Source organism: Bacillus sp. 16GRE42 (genome assembly GCF_019837435.1).
Taxonomy (GTDB): Bacteria; Bacillota; Bacilli; order Bacillales; family Bacillaceae_G; genus Bacillus_A; species Bacillus_A wiedmannii.
This window is the reverse complement of the sequence record NZ_JADAXF010000001.1, coordinates 2,104,455-2,131,171: the sequence shown is the minus strand read 5'-3', so window position 1 is coordinate 2,131,171 and position 26,717 is coordinate 2,104,455. Positions and strand designations below refer to the sequence as shown.

At 37.6% G+C, this 26,717-nt stretch carries 28 protein-coding genes and 1 other annotated feature; of the genes, 20 read left to right on the top strand and 8 right to left on the bottom strand.

Annotated elements, in window-relative coordinates; genetic code table 11:
- Nucleotides 1–295: 295 nt before the first annotated feature.
- From ILS93_RS11080 to ILS93_RS11070, 3 genes are all read left to right on the top strand, one after another.
- Nucleotides 296–1,750 carry a sensor histidine kinase gene (locus tag ILS93_RS11080; RefSeq protein ID WP_088047994.1) on the top strand — a complete coding sequence of 485 codons (1,455 nt, stop codon included), beginning with the start codon at nt 296–298 and terminating at the stop codon, nt 1,748–1,750.
- Between the two features lies 1 nt (nt 1,751).
- On the top strand, nt 1,752–2,441 hold the full coding sequence (locus ILS93_RS11075; RefSeq protein ID WP_064474563.1) for a response regulator transcription factor: 690 nt from the start codon (nt 1,752–1,754) through the stop codon (nt 2,439–2,441).
- 124 nt (nt 2,442–2,565) lie between these two features.
- Entirely contained in the window at nt 2,566–2,835 is a 270-nt protein-coding gene (locus tag ILS93_RS11070) for a hypothetical protein (RefSeq protein WP_088047995.1), read from the top strand.
- Between the two features lie 66 nt (nt 2,836–2,901).
- Here the strand turns inward: ILS93_RS11070 and ILS93_RS11065 are convergent, their stop codons facing one another.
- The 4 genes from ILS93_RS11065 to acuA all read right to left on the bottom strand — a co-directional run bounded on the left by ILS93_RS11065 (nt 2,902) and on the right by acuA (nt 6,342).
- Nucleotides 2,902–3,762 (bottom strand): alpha/beta fold hydrolase, encoded by an 861-nt coding sequence (locus ILS93_RS11065; RefSeq protein WP_098101987.1) that lies wholly within the window; start codon nt 3,760–3,762, stop codon nt 2,902–2,904.
- 122 nt (nt 3,763–3,884) lie between these two features.
- Nucleotides 3,885–5,051, bottom strand: a complete 1,167-nt coding sequence (gene acuC / locus ILS93_RS11060) for an acetoin utilization protein AcuC (protein ID WP_081257162.1) — start codon at nt 5,049–5,051, stop codon at nt 3,885–3,887.
- Complete coding sequence (locus ILS93_RS11055; protein ID WP_000634568.1) at nt 5,048–5,692, bottom strand: acetoin utilization AcuB family protein; 645 nt, start codon at nt 5,690–5,692, stop codon at nt 5,048–5,050. The genes acuC and ILS93_RS11055 overlap by 4 nt, the downstream gene beginning before the upstream one ends.
- Before the next feature lie 17 nt (nt 5,693–5,709).
- Nucleotides 5,710–6,342, bottom strand: coding sequence for an acetoin utilization protein acetyltransferase AcuA (gene acuA / locus ILS93_RS11050; RefSeq protein ID WP_063222474.1), 633 nt, complete (start codon nt 6,340–6,342; stop codon nt 5,710–5,712).
- A gap of 176 nt (nt 6,343–6,518) precedes the next feature.
- Between acuA and acsA the strand changes: the two genes are divergently transcribed.
- The 6 genes from acsA (at nt 6,519) to tyrS (ending at nt 11,789) form a co-directional block, all read left to right on the top strand.
- Nucleotides 6,519–8,237 carry an acetate--CoA ligase gene (gene acsA, locus ILS93_RS11045; protein ID WP_222660447.1) on the top strand — a complete coding sequence of 573 codons (1,719 nt, stop codon included), beginning with the start codon at nt 6,519–6,521 and terminating at the stop codon, nt 8,235–8,237.
- 85 nt (nt 8,238–8,322) lie between these two features.
- Complete coding sequence (locus tag ILS93_RS11040) at nt 8,323–8,880, top strand: maltose acetyltransferase domain-containing protein (protein ID WP_222660445.1); 558 nt, start codon at nt 8,323–8,325, stop codon at nt 8,878–8,880.
- A 66-nt stretch (nt 8,881–8,946) separates the two neighbouring features.
- Nucleotides 8,947–9,402: a hypothetical protein gene (locus ILS93_RS11035; protein WP_064474569.1), complete on the top strand. Its 456-nt coding sequence runs from the start codon at nt 8,947–8,949 to the stop codon at nt 9,400–9,402.
- Nucleotides 9,383–9,928, top strand: a complete 546-nt coding sequence (locus tag ILS93_RS11030) for an RNA polymerase sigma factor (protein ID WP_098101986.1) — start codon at nt 9,383–9,385, stop codon at nt 9,926–9,928. The genes ILS93_RS11035 and ILS93_RS11030 overlap by 20 nt, the downstream gene beginning before the upstream one ends.
- Nucleotides 9,909–10,154 (top strand): hypothetical protein, encoded by a 246-nt coding sequence (locus ILS93_RS11025; protein WP_088048001.1) that lies wholly within the window; start codon nt 9,909–9,911, stop codon nt 10,152–10,154. Before ILS93_RS11030 ends, ILS93_RS11025 begins: the two co-directional genes overlap by 20 nt.
- A 77-nt stretch (nt 10,155–10,231) precedes the next feature.
- Nucleotides 10,232–10,461: a binding site (T-box leader), on the top strand.
- Nucleotides 10,462–10,532: 71 nt separating this feature from the next.
- Nucleotides 10,533–11,789 (top strand): tyrosine--tRNA ligase, encoded by a 1,257-nt coding sequence (gene tyrS, locus ILS93_RS11020; RefSeq protein WP_000512075.1) that lies wholly within the window; start codon nt 10,533–10,535, stop codon nt 11,787–11,789.
- 79 nt (nt 11,790–11,868) lie between these two features.
- Here tyrS and ILS93_RS11015 read toward each other — a convergent pair whose 3' ends face one another.
- Nucleotides 11,869–12,171: a YjdJ family protein gene (locus ILS93_RS11015; RefSeq protein WP_088048002.1), complete on the bottom strand. Its 303-nt coding sequence runs from the start codon at nt 12,169–12,171 to the stop codon at nt 11,869–11,871.
- A gap of 150 nt (nt 12,172–12,321) precedes the next feature.
- On the opposite strand from ILS93_RS11015, the gene ILS93_RS11010 reads away from it, so the two are divergent.
- On the top strand, nt 12,322–12,450 hold the full coding sequence (locus ILS93_RS11010; protein ID WP_000050944.1) for a hypothetical protein: 129 nt from the start codon (nt 12,322–12,324) through the stop codon (nt 12,448–12,450).
- A 54-nt stretch (nt 12,451–12,504) separates the two neighbouring features.
- On the opposite strand, the gene rpsD is transcribed toward ILS93_RS11010, so the two are convergent.
- On the bottom strand, nt 12,505–13,107 hold the full coding sequence (gene rpsD / locus ILS93_RS11005) for a 30S ribosomal protein S4 (protein WP_000135322.1): 603 nt from the start codon (nt 13,105–13,107) through the stop codon (nt 12,505–12,507).
- Between the two features lie 399 nt (nt 13,108–13,506).
- On the opposite strand from rpsD, the gene megL reads away from it, so the two are divergent.
- On the top strand, nt 13,507–14,685 hold the full coding sequence (gene megL, locus ILS93_RS11000; protein WP_000726585.1) for a methionine gamma-lyase: 1,179 nt from the start codon (nt 13,507–13,509) through the stop codon (nt 14,683–14,685).
- 62 nt (nt 14,686–14,747) lie between these two features.
- Here the strand turns inward: megL and ILS93_RS10995 are convergent, their stop codons facing one another.
- Nucleotides 14,748–15,227: a GAF domain-containing protein gene (locus tag ILS93_RS10995; protein WP_098101984.1), complete on the bottom strand. Its 480-nt coding sequence runs from the start codon at nt 15,225–15,227 to the stop codon at nt 14,748–14,750.
- A gap of 147 nt (nt 15,228–15,374) precedes the next feature.
- On the opposite strand from ILS93_RS10995, the gene refZ reads away from it, so the two are divergent.
- Nucleotides 15,375–16,013: a forespore capture DNA-binding protein RefZ gene (refZ, locus tag ILS93_RS10990; RefSeq protein ID WP_000814940.1), complete on the top strand. Its 639-nt coding sequence runs from the start codon at nt 15,375–15,377 to the stop codon at nt 16,011–16,013.
- Nucleotides 16,014–16,024: 11 nt separating this feature from the next.
- Here refZ and ILS93_RS10985 read toward each other — a convergent pair whose 3' ends face one another.
- A complete protein-coding gene (locus ILS93_RS10985) occupies nt 16,025–16,969 on the bottom strand; it encodes a DMT family transporter (RefSeq protein ID WP_000358804.1) in 945 nt (314 codons plus the stop codon).
- 124 nt (nt 16,970–17,093) lie between these two features.
- Here ILS93_RS10985 and ILS93_RS10980 point away from each other — a divergent pair, with 124 nt between their 5' ends.
- The 8 genes from ILS93_RS10980 to ILS93_RS10945 all read left to right on the top strand — a co-directional run bounded on the left by ILS93_RS10980 (nt 17,094) and on the right by ILS93_RS10945 (nt 26,659).
- Nucleotides 17,094–17,936, top strand: coding sequence for a LysR family transcriptional regulator (locus ILS93_RS10980; RefSeq protein WP_064474574.1), 843 nt, complete (start codon nt 17,094–17,096; stop codon nt 17,934–17,936).
- Between the two features lie 207 nt (nt 17,937–18,143).
- Nucleotides 18,144–19,856, top strand: a complete 1,713-nt coding sequence (ezrA, locus tag ILS93_RS10975; protein ID WP_064474575.1) for a septation ring formation regulator EzrA — start codon at nt 18,144–18,146, stop codon at nt 19,854–19,856.
- 228 nt (nt 19,857–20,084) lie between these two features.
- The gene (locus ILS93_RS10970) at nt 20,085–21,227 is read left to right on the top strand and encodes a cysteine desulfurase family protein (protein WP_098101983.1); all 1,143 of its coding nucleotides are present in this window, start codon (nt 20,085–20,087) and stop codon (nt 21,225–21,227) included.
- Between the two features lie 6 nt (nt 21,228–21,233).
- Nucleotides 21,234–22,448 (top strand): tRNA uracil 4-sulfurtransferase ThiI, encoded by a 1,215-nt coding sequence (thiI, locus tag ILS93_RS10965; protein ID WP_000989277.1) that lies wholly within the window; start codon nt 21,234–21,236, stop codon nt 22,446–22,448.
- Nucleotides 22,449–22,528: 80 nt separating this feature from the next.
- Nucleotides 22,529–22,723, top strand: coding sequence for an alpha/beta-type small acid-soluble spore protein (locus ILS93_RS10960; protein ID WP_000168890.1), 195 nt, complete (start codon nt 22,529–22,531; stop codon nt 22,721–22,723).
- 176 nt (nt 22,724–22,899) lie between these two features.
- Entirely contained in the window at nt 22,900–24,486 is a 1,587-nt protein-coding gene (gene mbcS, locus ILS93_RS10955; RefSeq protein WP_149173673.1) for an acyl-CoA synthetase MbcS, read from the top strand.
- 102 nt (nt 24,487–24,588) lie between these two features.
- Complete coding sequence (locus ILS93_RS10950; RefSeq protein WP_088048009.1) at nt 24,589–25,020, top strand: VOC family protein; 432 nt, start codon at nt 24,589–24,591, stop codon at nt 25,018–25,020.
- Nucleotides 25,021–25,090: 70 nt separating this feature from the next.
- Nucleotides 25,091–26,659: an amidohydrolase gene (locus ILS93_RS10945; protein WP_064474579.1), complete on the top strand. Its 1,569-nt coding sequence runs from the start codon at nt 25,091–25,093 to the stop codon at nt 26,657–26,659.
- Nucleotides 26,660–26,717: the final 58 nt, after the last annotated feature.

The window sequence follows — 26,717 nt, the reverse complement described above, 5'->3', positions numbered from 1 at the left end:
TGCAAGCAATTCGGTATCCTAATTTAAACTGTAAAATAGGAACATTAAATTTTTATAAACTGACGCTAAAATTACTATAAAATCGCTTGAGTATTTGAACATATATTTTTATGCTTATGAGTAATAAGGTTTGGTAAAGTGAAACTTTAATCAGTGGGGGGGCCCCACTGATTATTAGTTGAACCAATCGGGCTTTTATGGGCAGTTGATTCCTACCTAACTTCTTTGCTTTCTCTGGATTTTGAGGTGGGGGTCTTACTGCCCGTTAATGCGGGGTAAAGTGAGGATGTAACATATGTCTATTAAAACAAGATTTTTATTCTCTTATATTGCTGTTATTCTCGTTTCCATTACGCTCATATTAGTCGCGGGATTTTTAATTGTTTTTTCCATAACAGGAGACTTGGAATCAGTGAAAAATTTCTATAAAAGTTCCTATATTCAAAAGCCGCTTACGCCAGAAGAAGAGAATACGTATATTGAATTGAAATTAGCGGCAAAGAAAAATCAATCTCAACTATTAGATGAATCGTTCGTTTCAACACTTGAAAAAGAAGGTGTGAAAATAGTTGTAAGAAAGGGAGAAACCATTTCTTATGCTACAAAAGTATTTGAAAGTGTATCTTTAAAAGAAGCCCTTCCGAAATTTGAATCAGCAAATATTAATAGTCGTGGTACAACGGAACTAGGCGATACATTTTATCGATATGTAAAATTTGATTTTTATTTTCCTGGGGATGAAGAAGGGAGTATATTTGTACTAAAAAGGCAAAGTTCATTTGTCGATCTTACACAAAAGTTATTTCCGATTTTGTTCGGAGCGCTTTTACTGTTAGCCATTTTACTCATAGGGCTATTAAGTTATTTCGTCTCAAGAAGTGTGATAAAACCAATTTTTGTACTGAAAGATGCGACTGGGAGAATTAAAGAAGGGGATTTAGATTTCCAAATTCCAGTTACATCCCATGATGAGATTGGGCAATTAAATCAAGGATTTGAGGAAATGAGGAAGAGATTAAAAGAGTCGATAGAGATGCAAACGCAGTATGAAGAAAATCGAAAAGAGCTCATTTCAAACATATCTCATGATTTAAAAACACCGATTACATCTATTATTGGATATGTAGAAGGCATAAAAGATGGAGTCGCAAATACGCCAGAAAAAATGGATAAGTATTTAACGACCATTCATACGAAGGCAAAGCATATGGATACACTCATTGATGAGCTCTTTTTGTTTTCAAAGCTTGATTTGAATCGAGTTCCTTTTCAGTTTGAAACGATAGAGTTAAACGTGTTTATGCAAGAATTATTAGAAGAGATGCAGATGGATTTAAGTGAGGAAGGTATAGAAGTTTATTTACAATTGCATTCATCACCACTATATGTAACGGCCGATTGTGAAAAGATAAATAGAGTGATATCAAATTTAATTCATAATAGTGTGAAATACATGGATAAAGAAGCGAAGAAAATTACTGTAACAGTATTAAGTGATAACAATACAGTCATTGTAAAAGTGGTGGACAATGGATCAGGTATAGAAGCTGATACGCTGCCGTATATATTTGAGCGGTTTTATCGTGCAGAGCAATCGCGAAATTCTAGCACAGGTGGAAGTGGACTTGGCTTAGCGATAGCGAAGCAAATTGTTGAAGAACATGGCGGAGAAATTTGGGCGGAAAGTAAGCTTGGAGAAGGTACAAGTATTTTCTTCTCATTGAAAAAAGTACAGGAATGTGGTGAGTAGAATGAAGAGAATTTTATTAGTAGAAGATGAAATAAGTATTGCAGAATTACAGCGAGATTATTTAGAAATTAGTGATTTTCAAGTCGATGTAGAACATACAGGAGAAGTAGGTCTACAAATGGCTCTTCAGGAAGATTATAATCTAATTATTTTAGATATTATGCTTCCGAAAATGAATGGTTTTGAAATTTGTAAACAAATACGTGCTATAAAAGACATTCCGATTTTACTTGTTTCAGCAAAGAAAGAAGATATAGATAAAATTCGCGGACTCGGTTTAGGGGCGGATGATTATATAACGAAACCGTTTAGCCCGAGTGAATTAGTAGCAAGAGTAAAGGCGCATATTTCTCGTTATGAAAGATTATCAGGAAATGTGAGTAAGCAACGCGATACGTTATATATTCATGGGATTTCTATCGATCAGCGAGCGAGAAAAGTGTTTATAAACAATGAAGAAATTGCGTTTACAACGAAGGAATTTGATTTACTAACATTCTTTGTAACGCATCCAAACCAAGTATTAAATAAAGAACAGTTATTTGAACGTATTTGGGGACTAGACTCAGCTGGCGATTTAGCCACTGTCGTTGTTCACATTCGAAAGCTACGTGAAAAAATTGAAAGAGATCCTGCTCACCCGCAATATATTGAAACAGTGTGGGGAGCTGGTTATCGCTTTAACGTGTAATGTACCTGCCGAGTAATTGGCAGGTTTTTTATTGTTATCTGGACTAAAAGGGAATAATAGGTAATTTATGTTAAGATATAAAGAGAGATAAAACATAGGAGAGCATGAGAGGGCGTGCTACATTTTGGGAGATACATTAAAAGATAATAAATTAAACAAGACTTTAAAGATTGGAACGAATATCGTACTTATCTTATTAATTATCGGTGCAATACAAATGTTTTATGATGGAGATTCTACGAATGATCATTTCGGTGGGTTATTTATGATGGTCTTTTTTGGAATTAAAATAATTTCTAGTTTTATGATGAGTATAAAAGAAGGAGATAAAAAGGCAGTATTACTTGATGTAGGCTTAATGATTTTTTTGTTCTTCTTGTTGTTTCTAGTGTGAAATACTTCTTTTGAAAAAAGCTCATATTCTTATAGAGGCTGTGAGCTTTCCTTAGTAATAACGGTACTAGTGTAACGATTTATAAAATGTTTGAGTAGTAGAAGTAAACTGAGCACATTCTTCTAAAAAAGGATAATGGTTACTCTCCTCAAATATCACAAAGATAGAATTACGTATGCCATCATGCATCTCAATAGAATACTGAATTGGGCACTGTACATCATGTCTTCCGCATATAATAAGTGTCTTTGTTTGGATGGAAGGTAAATGCTCTCTTAAATCAAATGAAGGATATTCATTTGAAAAAGCGTTCATCCGGCTAGCGGACATAGTTTTTTGGATTGGTTTACAAAAATAAGAGTTGTAGTTTTCTGGTTTATACAATGATAATTTTGTTCTCTTAGTAGATAGCTCTTTCCGTTCTTCACTTGTAAGGAGAGGGCTTTTTAAGTTTTCGATGAGTTGTTGCATATAATGAAACTGAGGATGTGCTGGGTGATAAATGCAAAAGGGTGTTTCGGTATAGTTACTTGCTGCGGCTCCAACGACGACTAATGACTGTAAGGAATTTGGATATGCAATCGCATATAAAAGTCCAAGCATACCACCTGTTGAATGGCCAGCGAAATGCCATGTTGGGAGTTGTAAAGCTTCTCGTATTGCTTCTAAGTCGTGAACGGTTTCAATCATACTTAATTCTTTTTCTGAATTGGCTTTTGCTGAGTTACCAGCGTTTCGTAAATTAATGAGCAATACACGATGCGTAGCAGTGAAAACATCCGCAAAGTAATCGCCAGTTTCATTAAATTGTGAATAGTGATGTGTAATGCAAAGTGGTTCGCCATTTCCTTTTGTAAAGAGTTCAAATGTGCCACGTTTCGTGCTAATTATTTGTAGTTTCCACATAATATCACTACCTTTTCTCATAAAAGTTGGACCAGTTAATTATGAAATAAAATATATCAGCGCAACTCGAAATATAGCGACTTACTGACAAAATCAGATAATAAATAAAAGGGAGGCTATTCAAAAACGAGCCTCCTTTTCGTTTAGTACAAAGATTTTGTCATATTATTCCGAATAATTTCAAGGGATTTCGTTACAGTTAATGCGTTCTTTTCTTCAATTTCTGGTTTACGGGGGATCGGTTTATACATGTTGTTTGGATCTTCCCATGTGAGGGGAAGTTCTGTTTCAGCTTGTCCTTTCCAAGCGTCAATCCATTCTGGAGGGAGATAACCTGAGATGTTTTGGATGTTGTTCATTTCGAGCCAAATGAGTGCCCAAGCTCTTGGGACGACGCGCCAATGGTCATAGCCACCACCGCCGACAGCGATCCAGCGACCTTCGCAATATTCATTAGCGATTTCGCGAGCGAGCTTCGGTATTTCACGGTAAATATTCATCGTTGCGCAAAGGTGTGTAAGTGGGTCGTAATAATGTGCGTCAGCACCATTTTGCGTTAAAATAATATCCGGTTTAAAGTATGCGGCAACTTCTTTTACGACAGTTCGATATGAATCTAAAAACGATTCGTCTTCTGTAAAGGCATCGAGTGGGACGTTAAAAGAATAACTATAGCCATTACCTTGTCCGCGTTCATTTACAGCGCCAGTTCCAGGGAATAAATAGCGCCCAGTTTCATGTAATGAAATGGTGCATACGTTAGGATCATCGTAAAAAGACCACTGTACACCATCACCGTGATGAGCATCTGTATCAATATATAAAACACGTAAACCGTATTTTTTCTGTATATATTTCATTGCGATGGAACTATCGTTATAAATACAAAATCCAGATGCCTTGCCGCGGAAGCCGTGATGTAAGCCGCCGCCTAAATTAAGCGCGTGTTTTACTTTTCCGGAAAGGACAGCATCGACAGCAGTTAACGTACCGCCAACGAGTAATGCACTTGCTTCGTGCATATTTGGAAACATCGGTGTATCTTCTGTTCCAAGTCCATATGTCATCGCAATTGATTTTTCTAACTTACCTTCTCCAGCACGTTTTACCGCATTTATGTACTCCTCTGTATGAACGTAGGCGATTTCTTCATCTGTAGCCATTCGTGGTGAGATGATTTGGGAGGGAGAGATAAAACCGCCCTTTTGTAATAAATCATACGTGAGTGTGACGCGCAGTTGGTTAAAAGGATGATCAGGGCTAAACGAATAGCCCCGAAAGTCATCCGAATAAATAAACGCGCTACTCATGCTTGCATCCCCATAATATTCGGCCATAATACGCGGTAGCCTTCTGCTTCAAGTGCATCAATCACTTTTAGCGGATTCATCGTTTGAATGCGGAAAACGAGTACTTTATCATTCTCATCTTTTGCTGGGTAGACGAGAACGCTCACGATATTGATTTGTAACTCACTAAAAATGGCAACGACTTTTCCGAGAATACCAGGTTCATTTTTTACTTGAATTTCAATTTGTGAACTCGGTTGATGTGCTCCTGTTAATTTCACTAACGTGTGCAGTACAGTAGATTCAGAAATGATTCCAACTAGCTTGCCAGCCTTTGTAACAGGGAGACAGCCAATTTTATTTTCAAAAAATAAAGTAGCAATTTCTTCAACGAAATCGAGAGGATGGCAAGTCATAACAGGATGTTTCATAATAAGTTCAAGTGGTTGCTTCAGCATATCGAGTGAAACTTGTTCATCTAAAATAGACGGACTTGCATCTCTTACATCCCGATCAGAAATAATGCCTACGACATGATTATTTTGATCGACAATTGGAATGTGCCGAATGCCTTTCGTGCGTATCGTTCGGATTGCTGTTTCGATTGTATCGTTTGGATGTAGTGTCACTACATCTTGATTCATAATTTCTTCTACAATCATTCCAGTTGCCCCCTTTATTAATACATAAAACGATTGTGAAAACGTAGACGATCAAATGCTTGAATAGAATCTGTATCAACGCGTTTACCGATGCGGACCATTAAACAGTTAGCGGGATGCGAACAAATTTCAGGATCATCTGTAGCCATCCATTGTAAGCCACCGGCATTCATCATCTTTTCCATTACTTTTCGGTATTCCCAAACATTCAAGCCTGTTTGTTTTAAATCCCAGTGCCAATAATATTCAGTCGTCAATATAATGTAATCTTCCATATAATCGTCCATCATTGAAACTTCTAATAAGTTCTTTCCGACAGCGCAACCGCGGAAGGCTGGGACAACTTCAATCGCCCCGAGTTCAATTAAGTTTTCAATCTTTCCTTCTGACCATCGTTCAAGTGGATCGGGATATAAGTATGTAACATATCCAACAATCGTTTGGTCATGTCTAGCGATAATGAGACGAGCTTCTGGTAATTTAGAAATTTCGACAATTGCTTTATATTGCTGCTCGGCAGGACGAAACGCAACTAAATCGGGATGAAATTCATACATTTCTAAGTTATGTGTAGAGACAGGACCTTCAATAATTAAAGTGCCTTTCGCTGTTTTTAAGTTTCTAGCATTATATATTTTTTTATGAATCAATGTATTACTCACCACCTTGAGGGTTTGTGAATCTATTAATATGGTACTTTATAATATATGCGATGTGAATCGAAATTTGTCATTAAAAATTTGTCTAAAAATCAACAAAAATACTGAAAATTTTAAATAATGTCATTATAATAGATAATAGAATACATAGGAGGGGGATGTAAAGTATGAAAGTAGAAACGCTTCCTGTCATTAAAGGAGAAAATAATTTGCCGAATTATGATGAGGCATACGCGAATTTTAAATGGGAAGAGGTTAATAAAAACTTTACTTGGAATGAAACAGGCCGAGTAAATATGGCGTATGAGGCAATTGATAAGCATGCGAAATCCGATCGTAAAAATAAAGTAGCCCTTTATTATCAAGATGGATCGCGAAAAGAGAAGTATACATTTAAGGAAATGAAGGATTTTTCTAATAAAGCAGGAAATGTCCTGAAAAATTATGGCGATGTAGAAAAAGGCGATCGCGTTTTTATTTTTATGCCGCGTTCTCCAGAATTATATTTTGCCCTTCTTGGTGCAGTGAAATTAGGGGCAATCGTTGGTCCGCTATTTGAAGCATTTATGGAAGGCGCAGTTCGCGATCGTTTAGAAGATAGTGAAGCGAAGGTGTTAATTACAACGCCTGAATTGTTAGAGCGGGTACCATTAAATGATTTACCTGCTTTAAAAACAGTCTTCCTTGTTGGAGATAATGTAGAAGAAGGCGGTAAAACGGTAGCGTTCAATCCTTTATTTGAACAAGCTTCAAAAGAATTACATATTGAATGGTTAGGCCGTGAAGACGGTTTGATTCTACATTACACGTCTGGTTCTACTGGTAAGCCAAAAGGTGTGCTTCATGCGCAAAATGCAATGGTGCAGCACCATCAAACGGCAAAATGGGTGCTAGATTTAAAAGAAGATGATGTATATTGGTGCACAGCTGATCCGGGCTGGGTAACTGGAACGGCTTACGGTATTTTTGCACCGTGGTTAGTCGGAGCATCCAATGTTATTTTAGGTGGGCGATTTAGTCCAGAAGCGTGGTATGAAACGCTACAAGATTACGGTGTAACAGTTTGGTACAGCGCACCAACAGCGTTCCGTATGTTAATGGGTGCTGGACAAGACGCAATTAAAAAATACGATTTATCACAAGTGCGCCACGTATTAAGCGTTGGTGAACCGTTAAATCCAGAAGTAATTCGCTGGGGTATGAACGCATTTGGACTTCGTATTCATGATACGTGGTGGATGACAGAAACAGGTGGACAAGTTATTTGTAACTACCCTTGTATGGAAATTCGTCCAGGTTCAATGGGTAAACCAATTCCAGGTGTGAAAGCAGCGATTGTTGATAATGAAGGAAATGAAGTGCCTCCGTACACAATGGGTAACTTAGCAATTGGTAAAGGTTGGCCAGCGATGATGCGTGGAATCTGGAATAACCAGCAAAAGTATGAATCTTACTTTATGCCGGGAGATTGGTACGTATCAGGTGACTCTGCTTATATGGATGAAGATGGATACTTCTGGTTCCAAGGGCGTATTGATGATGTAATTATGACGTCAGGTGAGCGCGTTGGTCCGTTTGAAGTAGAAAGCAAATTAATCGAGCATGCGGCTGTTGCAGAGGCTGGTGTAATTGGTATTCCAGATCCGGTTCGTGGCGAAATTATTAAAGCATTTATCGCGCTTCGAGCAGGATACGAACCATCTGATGAATTAAAAGAAGAGATTCGTCAATTTGTAAAGAAAGGCCTAGCAGCTCATGCAGCGCCAAGACAAATTGAATTTAGAGATAAATTACCGAAAACGAGAAGTGGTAAAATTATGCGCCGCGTATTAAAAGCGTGGGAGTTAAACTTACCAACAGGTGACTTATCAACGATGGAAGATTAAGAGAGGAAGGTCTGAACGAAATAACGTTCAGACCTTTTTTTTATGTTATTATAAACTTATATATATAAGTTGAAGGGGCAGTAAAATGAAAACAGAAAAAGAAAAGATGATACATGGGGAAATGTACATCCCGGCTGATCCAGTTTTAGTACAAGAGAGGGAGCAAGCCCGTATATTAACGAGAAAATTAAATGATACGCCAGAAGTACAATTAAAAGAGCGTAGCGAAATCGTAAAAGAACTATTTGGAACGACTGGAGATAACATTCATCTTGAATCTTCTTTTAGATGTGATTACGGCTATAACATTCACGTTGGCGAAAATTTTTACGCAAACTTTGACTGTACGATTTTAGATGTATGCCCAGTAACAATCGGAGTGAACTGTATGTTAGCTCCAGGTGTTCACATTTATACAGCAACACATCCGCTTGATCCAATAGAGCGCATAAGCGGATCAGAATACGGAAAACCAGTTACAATTGGCGATAACGTATGGATTGGCGGAAGAGCGATTATTAATCCTGGTGTAACGATTGGAGATAATGCGGTGATCGTATCTGGTGCTGTTGTAACGAAAGATGTACCGGACAATGTAGTAGTTGGCGGAAATCCTGTGAAGATTATTAAAAAAATAAAATAATATTTGAACGAAGTGCCTTCCTCGTCTGTATACATTTATGAAAGAATAGATGAGGGAGGCTTTTTTATGTCTAATAAATTACTTCTTACTTTTGCTGTAATTGGAATTATAGTTGTATTTTCTTGTGGTTTGCTATTACCGATGCCAATCGGATTTAAAGTATCAATGATTACAGCTGGGGTCATGATGATTGTTATGTTTTCAATCATTATCCCATTTGATAGAAAACATATAGTACGGAAAAATGGATATAAAATTGATTTTACAAAAACAAAAGTTTATTTTCGCTGGAATGTATTTGATACGATTTCGGCTTGTCTTGCAGTGTATGCATGCATATGTGTGCAAGCATTAAATATTTTAGTTTCAACCGGACAGACAATTCAAAACCCGTATGTTCAATTTTTTACGAATCAATCACAAGTATGGATTATTGTTGCTAGTTGCTATTTAATTTCCCGCATTTCGTTAACGTTAAAAGGAATAAAGGAGATCAAAAATCATGGCGCAGATTGGGATTGAGGAGGAACTCATGCTTGCGTATCAAAGTGGAGATAAACAGGCGGGAGAAAAACTATATGTTTTAATCAAACCAGCGCTATATACATTTTTGTATCGATTTAACCGAGATGAACAATTAAGTATCGATCTTGTGCAAGATACGTTTTTGATGTTAGAACGAAAGAAACATATGTATGAACTTGAAAAAGGCAAAATAAAAACGTATTTATTTCAAATTGGTTATCGTCTTATGATTAATAAATTAAATAGAAGAAAAAAGTGGCGTACGCTTTTGCCATTTTTAGTGCCGATTCAGGAAAAAGAATTTTCTCACGAAGATCGGCTCACAGTAAGAGAAGCGATTTTGAAAGTTCCTGAAGAACAGCGAGCTGTCCTCATTCTTTCTTATTATCATGATATGCAGCAAAAAGAAATTGCAGAGATATTAAACATTCCAATTGGAACGGTGAAGTCGAGACTTCATAACGGGATAAAGAAATTGAAACAATTACTGGAGGTGGATGAAATTGAGCGAAAATCCCTTTAAGAATGAATATAAATTACAGCAACATTTAGATAGTGACCATGTAGAAATACCAGATTTTCCAAAAACGGTAAGTCGCTTCGATCGATTAATCGGATTTCTTGGTTCTCCAGCGAAAGATCCTGTGGAGGCGACGATTGGGAATGATTTATCGGTTGTGTTTCATGTGTCGTTATTAGTTGGGGTTCCAATTCTTTCTCTTATTACGATACTCTTTGCGACGTTGTAAAGGATTGGTAAGAAGAGAACACCTACCTCTATTTGACACGCCTATATAAATGATGGTATAAAGAAAAGTATATGAATAATTGAGCGTGGAAAGGGAGAAGTAGTGATCATTTCCCTGTTTTAGAGAGCTGATGGTCGGTGAAAATCAGCACATAGATGATCGCGAATTACGCCCCTAGAGCATCTTTTTTCGATTGAATTGTATTCAAAAGGGAAAAGACGGTGCTAAGCCGTTATGTAAATAAGGTGGTAGGCTTTTTTTGGCCTGCAACTAGGGTGGTAACGCGATAATCAAAATCGTCCCTTATTTAAAGGGGGCGATTTTTTTATGTTTTCAACCTTCACGCCAGTAATGAACTTAAAGGAGAGTATGTAGGATATGGGTATTTTACAAGATCTTGAATTTCGCGGTCTAATTAATCAGCAAACAGATGCTGAGGGACTTGAGCAATTATTAGAAAAAGAAAGCGTTAAATTATACTGTGGTTTCGATCCGACAGCAGATAGCTTACACATCGGTCATATGTTACCAGTATTAATGTTACGTCGCTTCCAATTAGCTGGTCACCAACCAATCGCACTTGTTGGCGGTGGTACTGGTATGATCGGTGACCCAAGTGGTAAAAAAGCAGAACGTACATTAAATACGAAAGATACAGTTGCTTACTACACAGAAAGCATTAAAAACCAACTTTCAAACTTCTTAGAGTTTGAAAACGTGGACAACCCAGCAACAATGGCTAACAACTATGATTGGCTTGGTAACTTAGATGTCATTTCATTCTTACGCGATATCGGTAAAAACTTCGGTTTAAACTATATGTTAGCAAAAGATACAGTAGCATCTCGTTTAGATACTGGTATTTCATTCACTGAGTTTAGTTATATGATTTTACAATCATACGACTTCTTAAACTTATACCAAAACCATAATTGCCGTCTACAAATCGGTGGTAGTGACCAATGGGGTAACATTACAGCTGGCCTTGAATTAATTCGTAAATCAGAAGAAGATGCGAAAGCATTCGGTTTAACAATTCCACTAGTTACAAAATCTGATGGTACGAAGTTTGGTAAAACAGAAGGCGGCGCAATTTGGTTAGACCCAGAGAAAACAACTCCTTACGAGTTCTACCAATTCTGGATTAACACAGATGACCGCGACGTTGTTAAATACTTAAAATACTTCACATTCTTATCTCATGAAGAAATTCTTGAGCTTGAAAAGCAAGTAGCTGAAGCTCCGGAAAAACGTGCAGCACAAAAAGCATTAGGTTCTGAAATGACAAAACTTGTTCACGGCGAAGAAGCATTAGAGCAAGCGATTAAAATTTCAGCTGCATTATTCAGCGGCTCTGTAGCAGAACTGACTGCAAGCGAAATCGAGCAAGGATTCAAAGACGTACCATCTGTAGAACGTACTGCAGAAGATACAGTATTAATCGACTTACTTGTAGAAAGCAAAATCTCTCCATCAAAACGTCAAGCACGTGAAGATGTAACGAATGGTGCAATCTACGTAAACGGTGAGCGTACACAAGCATTAGACTACGTTGTAACAGAAAACGACCGCATCGAAGGTAAATTCACAATCATTCGCCGCGGTAAAAAGAAATATTTCTTAATTCGTTACTAATCAGAAACGAATATAAAACAAATAGTACCCCGAATTGTAGGATGAAAAGTCTATAATTCGGGTTTTTTTATGTATGAATTTAGATTGTCTCACCAGTTCTTGTAAATAGAATATGAAGAATTAATACGATCATATAAAGTAAGCTAATGAGCATAACAATAAATGCTGTTGGATAAAATTTTGCCGCATATATAAAGAAATCGATTTGATAAATATCTTGGTAATTTGAAACGGTGCCTTTAAAGTAATTCGTAAACTTAGCGCTATATTTCCATTCATCGGGATAGTCTATTAAATTACTTCCCTGATACCAATTAATAAGCGCGGAAGTAATAAAAAGCATACATGCACTACCTAATTGAACCATTTGGTTTATTTTCAAAATGAATCAACCTCCTATTTTATGGTTATTATAGCGTGCATTCATATTCCTGTAACCTTTTTGTTGTAATCTCCTTTTCGAATTCATACGGAAATCACATGTAAGCGGTATGATAAATGTATAACAAATAGAAAGGAGTGGTAAAACAAAATGTCACTAGAAGCGCTCATTATTTTTTCTTTGCTAAATGCGGGTCAGCTTGCAGAGAATTCGAAGGTTGATGTACATAAAGAGCAGAAAGATGCTTATGTATATGTGCAGAAAGAGGAAAATAAATAATTTTATTTTATATATAAACGAAAAAAGCCAATCCAGAGGATTGGCTTTTTGTCATTAACGAGAGTAGAACTCTACGATTAATGCTTCGTTGATTTCAGCTGCTAACTCAGAACGCTCAGCGTGACGAGTGTAAGTAGCTTCTAATTTATCAGCATCGAAAGTTAAGTATTCTGGTACGAAGTTGTTAACTTCGATCGCTTCTTTAACAACAACAAGGCTGTTAGATTTTTCGCGAACGCTGATTGTTTGACCAGGTTTTACACGGTAAGATGGGATATCTACGCGAGATCCATCAACTGTGATGTGGCCGTGGTTTACTAATTGGCGAGCTGCACGACGAGTGCGAGCTAAGCCCATACGGTAAACTAGGTTGTCAAGACGAGCTTCAAGAAGGATCATGAAGTTTTCGCCGTGCTTACCAGGCATTTTACCTGCTTGGTCAAATGTGCGACGGAATTGACGCTCAGTCATGCCGTACATGTGACGAAGTTTTTGTTTCTCTTGTAATTGTAAACCGTATTCTGAAAGTTTCTTACGTTGGTTAGGACCGTGAGGACCTGGTGCGTAAGGGCGTTTTTCTAATTCTTTTCCTGTGCCGCTTAGAGAGATTCCAAGACGACGAGACAGTTTCCAAGCTGGACCTGTATAACGAGCCATAGTTGACTCCTCCTTTAAAAATGTTTTTATTTACGTAAAATAAAAACAGACGTAATCGATATTTACGGGCATTTTGTTTTCATGTACCTTCGCTCCAGCAGCAGGGAGTTACGAGATACACCTCCGTAGAGGAACAAAATACAAACGATAAACTCACATTACAAGGCTGCCTTTTTATTTTACACAAACGCTATTATATCTTTTACCTAGAGTTTCGTCAAGCGGGTACGTTTTTGTTTTATGCATATAAATTTTGGAAATTAATAAGAAGGAATTTAAAACGATATACAAGAAGTGATAGAAACACAAATAAAACGCTTACATAAAATGTAGTAAAAAATGTTCATTAATTTTTTGTTGATGAATATGCGGTATAAAAACATAAAAGGGGATGTTTTTATGAAAAAGAAGCATATGGAGACAGCGTTAATTCATCACGGTTATACATCTGAGGAACATAAAGGAAGTTTAACACCACCGCTATTTCAAACGTCTACATTTACATTTGAGACTGCGCAGCAAGGAGAGGCGAGTTTTGCGGGAGTGGATCCATCTTATATTTACTCAAGACTTGGAAATCCAACTGTAAAATTATTTGAAGAACGTATGGCGGTGTTAGAAGGAGGAGAAGAAGCACTTGCTTTCGGATCCGGTATGGCAGCTATTTCCGCAACGTTAATTGGTTTTCTAAAAGCTGGAGATCATATTATTTGTTCAAATGGATTATATGGGTGCACGTACGGATTTTTAGAAGTGTTAGAAGAGAAATTTATGATTACGCATTCGTTTTGTGATATGGAGACAGAGGCTGATATTGAAAATAAAATCCGTCCAAATACGAAGCTTATTTTCGTTGAAACGCCGATTAATCCAACGATGAAATTAATTGATTTAAAACAAGTAATTCGGGTTGCGAAGCGAAATGGTTTACTTGTCATTGTTGATAATACGTTTTGTTCACCTTATTTACAAAGACCACTTGAGCTTGGTTGTGATGCAGTTGTGCATAGTGCGACAAAATATATTGGCGGTCACGGCGATGTTGTGGCGGGTGTAACGATTTGTAAAACGAAAGCGTTAGCTGAAAAAATTCGCCCGATGCGAAAAGATATCGGCGGTATTATGGCGCCGTTTGATGCATGGTTATTGTTACGCGGATTAAAGACGTTGGCGGTAAGAATGGACCGCCATTGTGATAATGCAGAAAAAATTGTATCGTTCCTGAAAAATCATGATGCGGTAGAAGGTGTTTGGTATCCAGAAGGTGAGTTAGCATCTCGCCAAATGAAACGGGGCGGCGGTGTGATTTCTTTTTCAGTAAAAGGCGGAAAAGAAGAGACACAAGCGTTTATCAATGACCTTCACTTTATTACAATTGCCGTAAGTTTAGGGGATACAGAAACGTTAATTCAGCATCCGGCAACGATGACGCACGCTGCGATTCCGGCTGAGCTAAGACAAGAAATGGGCATTTACGATAATTTAATACGTTTATCTGTCGGTTTAGAATCATGGGAGGATATCGTTTCTGATTTAGAGCAGGCATTAAAGAAAATATCTACTGTTAGTAATCAATAAAAAAGAGTGAGCTATCGGTTTCGTACGTGATGTACGCAATCGATAACTCACTCTTTTCTTTTTTAAATATGTTTTAGGAGTGTTTCCACAAACTTTTCTAAATAGCGCTGATCTACTTCATCAAAACGATTTTTTTCAGGGCTATCAATATCAAGTACACCAATGACAGTTCCTTCTTTCACGATCGGTACAACGATTTCTGAATTAGAAGCACTATCGCAAGCGATATGTCCTGGGAATTGGTGAACGTCTGCTACAAGCTGCGTCGTTTTTGTTTCAGCTGCTGCGCCGCAAACGCCTCGTCCAAATGGAATGCGCACGCAAGCAGGCATTCCTTGGAAAGGTCCAAGAACAAGCTGATTTCCTTCTGTTACATAAAAGCCAACCCAATTCACACGATCTAAAAATTGATTTAATAATGCGGACGCATTTGATAAGTTTGCGACTACGTTCGGTTCGCCAGTTAATAATGCATCCAGTTGTTTAATTACTGTCTCGTATTGTTCTTCACGAGAACCTGCATAACTTTCTTTTGTAAACATGGAAACAACTCCCTTTTTATCGAGATGTGTAAAATATTAGCAAAATACGATGTATTTCACATGACTTTGTCGATAGAAAATTAAAGGAATTTGTCTTAAAAGTCAAGAAATTTAAACTATAGCTGTTCAGTGAGAGGAAGTGAGCGCATGAAACAGACGAAACAAAAAGTAATTGATGCGGCAATATCGTTGTTTAACACGAAAGGTTATGATGGAACGTCGGTGCGAGAAATTGCAAAGCGAGCGGATGTGAATGTAGCGAATATTTCATATTATTTTGCTGGAAAGCAAGGTTTATTAGAACAGCTTATTACTGACTTTTTAGAAGGATATATTCATGTGATTGAAACGTCCTTTGAACAGAGAGAATATTTGTCGGCTAAAGATATGATGGTGCAAATGGTGCGTGGGATTTTACGATATCAATTTGAAAATAGGGAATTGACACGTTTCTTTTACCGAGAGCTTTCGCTTGATACGACATTAATTCGCGAAGTGATGACCATTTACTTTTCTAAAGAAAGATATTATATAGAGCAAATTATAAAGCATGGACAAATGAAGCAAGAATTTAAAAAGGTATCTTTTACAATGTTTATGACGCAATTAAAAGGCATGATGAATATGCCGTTTTTATATCCGCAATATATATCAGAAGTGCTGCATTCTTTTCCGTCTGAGACATTTTTCATAGAAATGTACACGAAAGAAATTGAACAATGGATGGAACACACATTATGTATAACGAATATATACTATGAATTACCAAGAGCTGTTCATATGTGAAGAATCCCCACCTAACGAACTGAGGTGGGGATTTTTGTGCTTTCTTTCCTTTGCCATACATTGTTGCATAATAGCGCGATAATTGTTAATGAGGCTCCGGCAATTTCAATTTTGTCGACTGTATAACCTCGAAAGATGGAACCGATAAGTGCAAGTACAGGAACTAAATTCATAAATAATATGCCGTTAATAGATGAAATATAGCGATTTCCTGTGTTCCAGCAAAATACAGCGATAACACCTGCAACAATCGACATATACAAGAGTTCAAAACGAACGCTCATAATGGTACGAAGTGACGGCATAGTAACGATGTTTGTGTAAGTGAAGAAAGTGACGATAACGATGAGTGAAACCGAGCCGAATAAACAAGTTAACGTCGTATATCGAAGTGGTGACCAAGATTGAAAACGAGCACCACCGTTCGTATAAATGACCCAGCAAGTAACGCCGCATAGCATAAGTATATTTGTTGAGAGGTGACTGGCAGCTCCAAATAAAAAGTGAATATTTCCTTTTGAAATGACAAGCATAACACCGAGCAATGCAACGAACATACAAAGGAATGTGTAGTTTTGTGGGCGTTTGTTTTTTGTTATCCACTGCAATAATAAAGCGATGAGCGGCATAAGAGATTGAATCATTGCAGCATGAATGGCCCCAGAAGGCCCGGCAAGTTGTTGGCCGTAAAAAATGAGAAAACCATATCCAGCGAAACCGACTGTTCCGTAAAAGAATAACGAAAGTGTTCTTTTTTCTAAGTGGAGTGAAGTTTTTCCTTCAGTAATGAATAGCAAAATAAGAAAAATAATAGCTGCTGATCCGTATCGGATAGTTGTGAAGAAGAACGGATCGATAAACTGCAGAGCATTTGCCATGACAGGAAACATAAATCCCCAAGCCGTTACGGCAAGTAAGCATAGGAGGGATCCGAGTAGCATTTGTTTTTTGTCCAAGAGTATCTTTCCCCTTTTCATTTCGTTATAGTAAGTTGATGAAATAAGTATAAAGAGTAATTGTTTATAGAGGGAAATATCGATTTTTTATGACAGTTATAACTTTTTGTTAGAGGTGTGTACGATGGATTTGGAAGCAGTACGATCGTTTATTGAAGTGAAGAATACGCGAAGTTTATCAAAGGCGAGTAAGCTTTTACATATTTCTCAACCGGCGCTTAGTAAGCAAATTCAAAGGTTAGAAGCGGATTTAGAGGTTACTTTACTGAAGCGTTCCGCGCAAGGAGTGGAATTAACAGAAGCTGGAGAGTTATTTATAACAAGAATGTTACCGATTTTGGAACACATCCATGAAGTGAAAGCCGAAATGAAGAATTTTCAAGAGAAGCGGAAAATTTCTATAGGCATATTGCCAAGTTTAGCAGCGCATTATATATCAAAATGTAAAGATGTATTAGGTGAAGAATTCGAAGTAGAATGGAAAATTGAGCATACGAAAGTACTAATGGGACTCTTTAAAGAGCGGAAGATTGAAGCGATGTTCGTCGATTCAGTAGTAGAAGACGCTACGTGTATAAAAGAAATGCGAGAAGAAAAAATTGTTTGTGTAGTTTCAAGTGATCATCTTTATAAAGAGAAAATAGTAATCCGAATGGAAGATTTGCAAAATGAAAAGTTAATCGTATATCCAGAAATTTGTGATGTAAGGAAAATGATTACGAATATGTTTCAAGGGATAGGTGCGAAACCAATCATTGCATTTGAAACTTCTTATGCAGAACCGATGCTTGCAATGGTCGGAGCTGGACTTGGTATTACGTTACTTCCAGAAATGGCAGTAGAGCAAGCGGTAAAGCAAGGAAATGTGCATGCGATTTTAATTGAGCCACCACTTGTGCGCAAAATTTATTTCGTATCTCATATGAAAGAGAACCTGTTATTACAATCATTTGATGATGGGAGATAATCCAAACAGAAGATTGAGAAAGATTACAATTGCATTGAAAGAAACATGAAATTTTAAAAAAAACTAGGTCAAAAACAAGCCATTACATGGTATGATTAGTACATTGTTAGTTGTTAAATATAGGGGGATTCCCTTTTTATACATAATGCCTTCCATTTCATAAACGGAACGGACAAAAAAAGAGATATAACTAGGAGGCTTTTTTGCATGGATTCTATCCTGACGATCGTTATCATTGTAGTAAGCTCTATTCTAGTGCTGCTCATGATAGAGCTTGTGATAAGAAATCGTTCATATAAAGATATTGAAGCACTGGAGCAGTGGAAACAAGAGATAAAAGATAAGCCTGTGGCAGATGAACTAAAACGGGTGAAAGACTTAAATATGACAGGTCAAACAGAAGAACTGTTTGGTAAATGGCGTGAAGAATGGGATGAGATTGTATCAACAACCCTTCCGAAAGCAGACAAAGATTTAGCGCAAGCGCGAAAATTCGCCTCGCAATTCTCCTTCCGAAAAGCAAAGCATGCGATGAATGAATCCATAAGTGGTTTAGATGACGCTGATAATCGTATTACAGACATTTTAAATGAATTACAGCAATTGTTAGAAAGCCATGAAAAAAATAGCTCGGAAATTGAAGGGTTACGTGATACATATCGTAGTATGAAGAAGAGTGTTCTTGCTCATAGACATATGTATGGAGCAGCAGAGCAGAAAATCGAAGAAATGCTAGACGCTGAATCTAATAAGTTTAAAAGCTTTGAAGAGGCAACAGATAATGGTGACTATTTAAAAGCGAGAGAAATTGTTATTAGTTTGGAAGAAGGTTTGGCAAACTTAGAAATCATTATTCACCAAATTCCAGATTTATTGGTAGAGTGTCAAGCGACGTTACCAGTTCAGCTGGAAGATTTATTACACGGACATAATGATATGGTAAGACAAGGTTATGTATTAGAGTATTTGGAAGTCCCTAAAGAAGTTCGTGATATGACGACACAACTACAAACATGTTTAATGGATATACAGGAGCTTCATATAACGGAAGCAGCTGAAAAAGTAGAAAACTTAAAAACGCGTTTAGATGGCTTCTATGATCAACTGGAACAAGAAGTACATGCGAGACATTATGTGGAGCAAAAAACACTTTCTGTTTATGAAGACTTAGAAGAAATTCGCATTGAAACGATTGAAACAAAAGCAGAAACACAACTAGTGAAACAAAGTTATCAGTTACAAGATAAGGACATTGAGTCTCAAAAAGTAATTGAAAAGCAAATGCACATTTTGATGAAACGTTTTGAAATGCTGCAATTACGCGTTGCGGAACAAGATATTGCCTTCTCTATTATTCGTGAGGAACTAGAAGAGGTTTATGAGCAATGTGAAACGTTAAAAGTACTTCATGCAGAATATAAAGAAATGTTGCAAACGATGCGTAAAGAAGAATTTGAAGCGCGTGAGAAGTTACAAGAAATGCGAAATATCATTTTTGAAACGAAACGTTTTATGAAAAAGTCGAATTTGCCAGGTCTTCCAGAAAGCATTATGGAAGATTTAAAAAGAGGACAAATGGCAATGCAAGCTGTATATGAACAGTTAGAAGTGAAACCGTTAAATATGAACGCTGTAAATAGCAGTTTAGAAGAAGCGTACACAACTGTTAATGGTGTAGCTGAAATGACAGAAGAGTTAATTGGACAAGCGTATTTAGTTGAAAAATTAATTCAATACGGTAATCGTTACCGCAGTCATGATGAGAACCTTGCAGAGAGCTTAAATTATGCGGAGAAATTATTCCGTGAATATCAATACGATGCAGCTTTAGAACAAGCGGCTTCTATACTAGAGCAACTTGAACCTGGCGTTGTTCAAAAAATAGCTGAATATGTAGACAATGAACAAACCCTTTCATAAGGGTTTGTTTTTTTGTGTAATTTTGGGGACGATGTTGCTATAATGAATAGCGGAATACAGTAAGGTTATTCGTTTTAAAATATAGTGAAACTGTAGTCAGTAGGGTCATCCTCGCTAATTATCGGCCTTCACAATCGGGATAAAATGGAACCTTTGAGTAGTCTTAGCGTAATTACACGTATTTGTGATATGATTATATGATGTGATAGCGCTGAAAGGGGAAGAACGATGATCTATTTTGATAATAGTGCGACGACGAAGCCATATCCAGAAGCCCTTCAATCGTACGTAACGGTTGCTGGAAAATATTTTGGAAACCCTTCTTCTATTCATTCGCTTGGGGGAGAGGCAGAGCGTCTATTAACACAATCAAGAACGATTGCAGCGCAGCTTCTTCATGTTAAACCTTCTGAGGTTATTTTCACATCAGGTGGAACGGAAGGGAATAACCTTGCGATTAAAGGAATAGCGATGAGGAATCGTTCGCGCGGTAAACATATCATTACAACAAATATTGAACACGCGTCTGTGTTTGAAGCATATAAACAATTAGAAGATCTCGGTTTTGATGTAACATATTTACCGGTTAATGAGCATGGTGTTGTATCGGTAGAGGATGTAAAACGAGCACTTCGTGAAGATACGATTCTTGTGTCAATTATTCATGTGAACAACGAGACTGGAGCAATTCAGCCTGTTGCTGAAATTGGAACGTTATTATCGAACTATCCGAAAATAAGATTCCATGTGGACCATGTACAAGGGATAGGAAAAGTACCGCTTGATTTATATGCTTCTCATATTGATCTTTGCTCAATATCTGGACATAAATTCCACAGTGTAAAGGGAACGGGTCTTCTTTATGTACGTGATGGCGTAAGGTTAGATCCAATTTTATCAGGTGGTCAACAAGAGTTTAAATATCGCTCTGGTACAGAAAACTTACCTGGCATTGTAGCGATGGTGAAAGCACTTCGCATGACAATGGAACAAGTGAAAGAAAAGATAGCTCATTTGCACAATTTACAAACAGAGCTTGTCCGTTTCTTTAAAGAGATGGAAGATGTAACGATCAATACGTCGCTTGCATATGCAGCACCGCACATTTTAAATGTATCATTTGTTGGTTTAAAACCAGAAGTGGTCGTTCATGCTTTAGAAGAGCACGGTGTATATGTATCGACGAAGTCTGCTTGTTCTTCAAAAGCAAATGAAGTGAGCAGAGTGTTAGTGTCAATGGGAGTACCCCATGCCGCTGCTGCAAGTGCTATTCGCATTAGTTTGGCACCAGAAAACACGATGGAAGAAGTAAAACAATTTGAAGGTATTGTGAAAGAGACGATGCCAAAATTACATGAAGTGATGAGGTAAAGGAATATGATGACATATGAATATATTTTAGTTCGTTATGGAGAGATGACGACTAAAGGTAAGAACCGCTCTAAATTTGTAAGCACATTAAAAGATAACGTAAAGTTTAAACTGAAAAAGTTCCCAAATATTAAAATCGATGCAACGCATGATCGTATGTACATCCAATTAAATGGCGAAGACCATGAAGCAATTTCTGAAAGATTGAAAGATGTATTTGGTATTCATAAGTTTAACTTAGCGATGAAAGTACCATCAGAATTAGAAGATATTAAAAAAGGTGCATTAGCAGCTTTCTTACAAGTAAAAGGTGATGTAAAAACATTTAAAATTACAGTGCACCGTTCTGATAAGCGCTTCCCAATGAAGACGATGGAGTTACTTCCAGAAATCGGTGGACACATTTTAGAAAATACAGAGGATATCACAGTAGATGTTCATAATCCAGATGTGAATGTACGTATAGAAATTCGCAGTGGTTACAGCTATATTATGTGTGGTGAGCATATGGGAGCTGGTGGTTTACCAGTTGGCGTTGGCGGAAAAGTAATGGTACTTCTTTCTGGTGGTATCGATAGCCCAGTAGCAACGTACTTAACGATGAAACGCGGCGTGTCTGTGGAAGCAGTTCATTTCCATAGCCCACCTTTCACAAGCGAGCGTGCAAAACAAAAAGTAATCGATTTAGCACAAGAGTTAACGAAGTACTGTAAACGTGTAACGCTTCACCTTGTTCCATTTACAGAAGTGCAAAAAACGATTAATAAAGAAATTCCATCTAGCTATTCAATGACAGTTATGCGCCGTATGATGATGCGTATTACAGAGCGTATCGCAGAGGAGCGTAATGCACTTGCAATCACGACTGGTGAAAGTCTTGGGCAAGTAGCAAGCCAAACGTTAGATAGTATGCATACAATTAACGAAGTAACAAACTATCCGGTTATTCGTCCACTTATTACGATGGATAAATTAGAAATTATTAAAATTGCTGAAGAAATCGGCACATATGATATTTCAATTCGTCCGTACGAAGATTGCTGTACAGTATTCACACCAGCAAGCCCAGCGACGAAGCCGAAGCGTGAAAAAGCGAATCGTTTTGAAGCGAAATACGATTTCACACCATTAATCGATGAAGCTGTAGCGAACAAAGAAACAATGGTATTACAAACGGTAGAAGTAGTGGCGGAAGAAGAAAAATTCGAAGAACTTTTCTAAAACCATAAATTACCATATCTAAAATATGTATGAAGTCATGTTGTTTATCACACTCTATACTCACAAGGAGGTGATACAACATGGCAAGCACAAATAAATTAGCAGTATCTGGTGCTCAAGCAGCATTAGATCAAATGAAATACGAAATCGCTCAAGAGTTTGGTGTTCAACTTGGAGCTGATGCAACATCTCGCGCTAACGGTTCTGTTGGTGGCGAAATCACTAAACGTCTAGTTTCACTAGCTGAGCAACAATTAGGCGGTTTCCAAAAATAATCCCATATATGATGGCTTAGAAAGAGCGGGTTCTCCCGCTCTTTCTTTTTGTTGTTTGCACCGTTATACATTTATTTCGACATAGACATAAAAAATTTGTCAAAAGAAGAGGGTTCAAAATTAACTGAAAATTCTTTATTATATAAGGGAGGCATAGAAATGGAGGAGGATATTGTATGAAGAGAGAAGAATTGTTGGCGCCGCCGTCTTATAATTTAGTTTCTGAAATAGAGAAATATACAAGTGATAAAGAGAAGCTTGCTTTAATTTGGCAAGATGATAAAGGGAATAGACGAGAAGTTACATACGCTGAGTTAATGAAAGGTGCGAATAAAATTGGAAACGCTTTTATAAAGAGTGGTCTCCAAAAAGGGGACAAGCTCCTCATTATGATGCCACGTTTAATTGAAGCATACATGACGTATATCGCTGCGATTAAAGCGGGATTTGTCGTAATTCCGAGTTCGGAAATGTTGCGCAAGAAGGATATTGAATATCGTATTGGGCACGGGGAAGTAAAAGCAATCGTAAGTTATGAGCCGTACATTGGGCAGTTTGATGATATAGAAGCGATGAAATCTCTTCAAAAATTCGTTCTGAGCGAGCAGTCAGTAGATGGATGGATTAATTTAAAAACAGCGTTAGAAACAGAAAGTGACCTGTTAGAAATGACAACGACAGATAAAGAAGATATGGTCTTTTTATCTTACACGTCAGGGACGACAGGAAATCCAAAAGGTGTTGTTCATACGCATGCATGGGCATACGCTCATTTACGTACGAGCGCTCCAAACTGGCTCGGGATTGAAGTGAATGATGTTGTATGGGCGACGGCTAGTCCAGGCTGGCAAAAGTGGATTTGGAGCCCGTTTTTAGCAACTCTCGGATCAGGTGCAACAGGATTTGTATACAACGGTAAATTTGAACCGAAAACATATTTAAATTTGTTAGACGATAATAAGGTGAACGTGCTGTGTTGCACGCCGACTGAGTATAGATTAATGGCAAAAGTAGAGGACTTAAGTGAGTACAATTTAGAAGCGTTACATAGCGCTGTATCCGCAGGTGAGCCGTTAAATAGGGAAGTCATTGAAACGTTCCAAAAGCACTTTAATATTACAGTGAGAGATGGCTATGGACAAACGGAAAATACATTGCTTGTTGGTGTAATGAAAGGGATGGATATTAGACCAGGATCAATGGGAAAACCAACGCCAGGCAACCACGTTGATATTGTAGATGAGGAAGGTATTCCAGTACAGGTAGGAGAAGTTGGTGATATTGCAGTTCACATTGAAACGCCAGCCCTCTTTAAACAATATTATAAAGACGATGAGCGCACAGCGATGCAATTCCGCGGTGATTATTATATTACCGGCGATAAAGCGAAGAAAGATGAAGAAGGCTATTTCTGGTTTGAAGGGCGCGGTGATGATATTATTATTAGCTCTGGTTATACAATTGGACCGTTTGAAGTAGAAGATGCGCTCGTAAAACATCCTTACGTAAGAGAGTGTGCGGTTGTCGCAAGCCCTGATGAAATTCGAGGAAGTGTCGTGAAGGCATTTATCGTATTAAGAGAGAATATAGACAAGAACGAAGAAACATTAATCCCAGTACTCCAACAACACGTCAAAGAACTCACTGCACCATATAAATACCCTCGCAAAATTGAATTTGTAGATGAACTACCAAAAACGATTTCCGGAAAAATTCGCCGTATTGAACTTAGAAAACAAGAGATGGAGATTCCGTCAAAATAATTTTGAAAACAGTGAAGGAAATAGTTGAATGAAATGGCAAACAATGATAAGATAAAAACGAACGTAAGTTCGATTTTATAAATTTAAAAAAGAGGTGTCCGTATGATTTTAGGGATTAATCCGTACTTAGTTTTAGATGGTAGTGGGCAAGAGGCTGTACAGTTTTATAAAGAGGCGTTAGACGCAAAAGTAGAAGTCATGCAAACTTTTGGAGATATGCCTGAAAATCCAGAATACCCGATTCCAGCTGAAGCAAAAGAGCGCGTTTTACATGCTACTTTAAAAGTTGGTAATACGGACCTTATGATTTCTGATACATTCCCAGGTCAAGGGCATGCAATCGGATCTCAAGTAACAATCGCAATTCAAATTAGTAATGCAGAAAAAGCGAAAGAAGTATTCGAAAAGTTACAAGAGGGTGGAGAAGTTATTATGCCACTTCAAGAAACGTTCTGGAGCCCAGCATACGGACAACTAAAAGATAAATTTAGCATTGAATGGCAAATCACAACGAATCCTACTGAGCAAAAGTAATTTTTAGAAAAGCACCATGTTTTGAAATGGTGCTTTTTTTTATACAATAAATACAAAGGAGATGGGATATATGGGAGAAATTTGGTATGGCGGCACCATTTACACGATGCGAGAAGAGAATGAAAAAGTAGACGCTGTTTATGTTGAAAAGGGCATGATCGTTGATGTCGGGAGTAAAGAAGAGTTAGAAGACCGATATGCTACGGTTAAATTTCACGATTTAGAAGGCAAAACGATGATTCCAGGTCTCGTTGATAGTCATATGCATCTGATTGGTCATGGGGAGAGATTACTTCGATTAGATCTATCAAATTGTACATCTTATAGCGAAGTGTTGACTCTTGTTCAGAACCGAGTAGAAGAAGCGCCAAAAGGTTCTTGGATTATTGGAGAAGGCTGGAATGAAAATAATTTTACAGATACAAAAAAAGTTCACGTACGTGATCTAGATGAAATCTCTAAAGAACACCCCATTTTATTAAAGCGCGTTTGTCGCCACGTTACATGGGTGAATTCATACATATTGCAAGAGGCGAACATAACAGAAATGACGCAAGACCCGAAAGGCGGGAAAATCGGCCGGGATTCATTAAATATGTTAACAGGCCTTTTATATGAACAAGGGCAAGAATTAATTAAACATGTGCAGCCGGAAATTGATGAAGCTTATTTACAAAGAGCCCTGCAAACAGCAATTAAAAATTGTTGGCAATATGGACTCGTTGGCGGGCATACGGAAGATTTAAATTATTACGGTGGTTTTAGAAAAACGCACAATGCTTTTTCTCATGTTATAAAGGAAATGTCATTTAAAGCACATTTACTCGTTCACCATGAAGTAGCAGGTGAACGAAAAGAATATGAAAATGAGCATTATATTGAATTTGGGGCGATGAAAATTTTTTCTGATGGCTCTTTTGGCGGAAGAACAGCTTTATTAAGTGAACCGTATGAAGATGCGGAGGAAACAAATGGAGTTGCAATTTTCTCACGTGAAGAGCTTGCGGAGTTAGTGAAAAAGGCACGAGATTTACATATGTCAGTAGCGATTCATACAATCGGTGATTTATCGCTCCAGTATGTTATTGATGCACTTGAATTATATCCACCAGTAGAAGGATTACGCGACCGCATTATTCATTGTCAGCTCGCTCGTGAAGAGTTGATTGAGAGAATGAAACATTTACCGGCTATTATTGATATTCAGCCCGTCTTTGTGTCATCGGACTTCCCATCAGTCATTGAAAAACTAGGCAAGAATCGTCTTCGTTATGCATACGCGTGGAAGACGTTACTAGAAGCAGGATTACACTGCAATGGTGGATCTGACGCACCAATTGAACAAGTGAATCCGTTTTTAGGTATATATAGCGCTGTTACACGTAGAAGTTTTATTGACGGTGTATGCTATATGCCAGAGGAAAGATTAACGGTATATGAAGCTATCTCTTTATTTACAACAGGAAGTGCCTATGCAATCGGAAAAGAAGCGAAGCGAGGAAAAATCGCAAAAGGATATGAGGCAGACTTTACCATAGTAGATCGAAACATATTTGAAATAGAGGCAGAAGAAATAAAAGAAGTACAAGCAGAAATGACCGTAATTGATGGGAAGATTGTGTATAGGAAAGACGCGTGAAAATATATCGACTTACCGACAAAAAATGACAAGAATAGTGGCCGGTAGCGAGAGAAAT

Coding starts and splice junctions, on each gene's coding strand:
- ILS93_RS11080 (WP_088047994.1), top strand. CDS start 296: ATGTCTATTAAAACAAGATTTTTATTCTCTTATATTGCTGTTATTCTC.
- ILS93_RS11075 (WP_064474563.1), top strand. CDS start 1,752: ATGAAGAGAATTTTATTAGTAGAAGATGAAATAAGTATTGCAGAATTA.
- ILS93_RS11065 (WP_098101987.1), bottom strand. CDS start 3,762: ATGAGAAAAGGTAGTGATATTATGTGGAAACTACAAATAATTAGCACG.
- acuC (WP_081257162.1), bottom strand. CDS start 5,051: ATGAGTAGCGCGTTTATTTATTCGGATGACTTTCGGGGCTATTCGTTT.
- ILS93_RS11055 (WP_000634568.1), bottom strand. CDS start 5,692: ATGATTGTAGAAGAAATTATGAATCAAGATGTAGTGACACTACATCCA.
- acsA (WP_222660447.1), top strand. CDS start 6,519: ATGAAAGTAGAAACGCTTCCTGTCATTAAAGGAGAAAATAATTTGCCG.
- ILS93_RS11040 (WP_222660445.1), top strand. CDS start 8,323: ATGAAAACAGAAAAAGAAAAGATGATACATGGGGAAATGTACATCCCG.
- ILS93_RS11035 (WP_064474569.1), top strand. CDS start 8,947: ATGTCTAATAAATTACTTCTTACTTTTGCTGTAATTGGAATTATAGTT.
- ILS93_RS11030 (WP_098101986.1), top strand. CDS start 9,383: ATGGCGCAGATTGGGATTGAGGAGGAACTCATGCTTGCGTATCAAAGT.
- tyrS (WP_000512075.1), top strand. CDS start 10,533: ATGGGTATTTTACAAGATCTTGAATTTCGCGGTCTAATTAATCAGCAA.
- ILS93_RS11010 (WP_000050944.1), top strand. CDS start 12,322: ATGTCACTAGAAGCGCTCATTATTTTTTCTTTGCTAAATGCGGGTCAG.
- rpsD (WP_000135322.1), bottom strand. CDS start 13,107: ATGGCTCGTTATACAGGTCCAGCTTGGAAACTGTCTCGTCGTCTTGGA.
- megL (WP_000726585.1), top strand. CDS start 13,507: ATGAAAAAGAAGCATATGGAGACAGCGTTAATTCATCACGGTTATACA.
- ILS93_RS10995 (WP_098101984.1), bottom strand. CDS start 15,227: ATGTTTACAAAAGAAAGTTATGCAGGTTCTCGTGAAGAACAATACGAG.
- refZ (WP_000814940.1), top strand. CDS start 15,375: ATGAAACAGACGAAACAAAAAGTAATTGATGCGGCAATATCGTTGTTT.
- ILS93_RS10980 (WP_064474574.1), top strand. CDS start 17,094: ATGGATTTGGAAGCAGTACGATCGTTTATTGAAGTGAAGAATACGCGA.
- ezrA (WP_064474575.1), top strand. CDS start 18,144: ATGGATTCTATCCTGACGATCGTTATCATTGTAGTAAGCTCTATTCTA.
- ILS93_RS10970 (WP_098101983.1), top strand. CDS start 20,085: ATGATCTATTTTGATAATAGTGCGACGACGAAGCCATATCCAGAAGCC.
- thiI (WP_000989277.1), top strand. CDS start 21,234: ATGATGACATATGAATATATTTTAGTTCGTTATGGAGAGATGACGACT.
- ILS93_RS10960 (WP_000168890.1), top strand. CDS start 22,529: ATGGCAAGCACAAATAAATTAGCAGTATCTGGTGCTCAAGCAGCATTA.
- mbcS (WP_149173673.1), top strand. CDS start 22,900: ATGAAGAGAGAAGAATTGTTGGCGCCGCCGTCTTATAATTTAGTTTCT.
- ILS93_RS10950 (WP_088048009.1), top strand. CDS start 24,589: ATGATTTTAGGGATTAATCCGTACTTAGTTTTAGATGGTAGTGGGCAA.
- ILS93_RS10945 (WP_064474579.1), top strand. CDS start 25,091: ATGGGAGAAATTTGGTATGGCGGCACCATTTACACGATGCGAGAAGAG.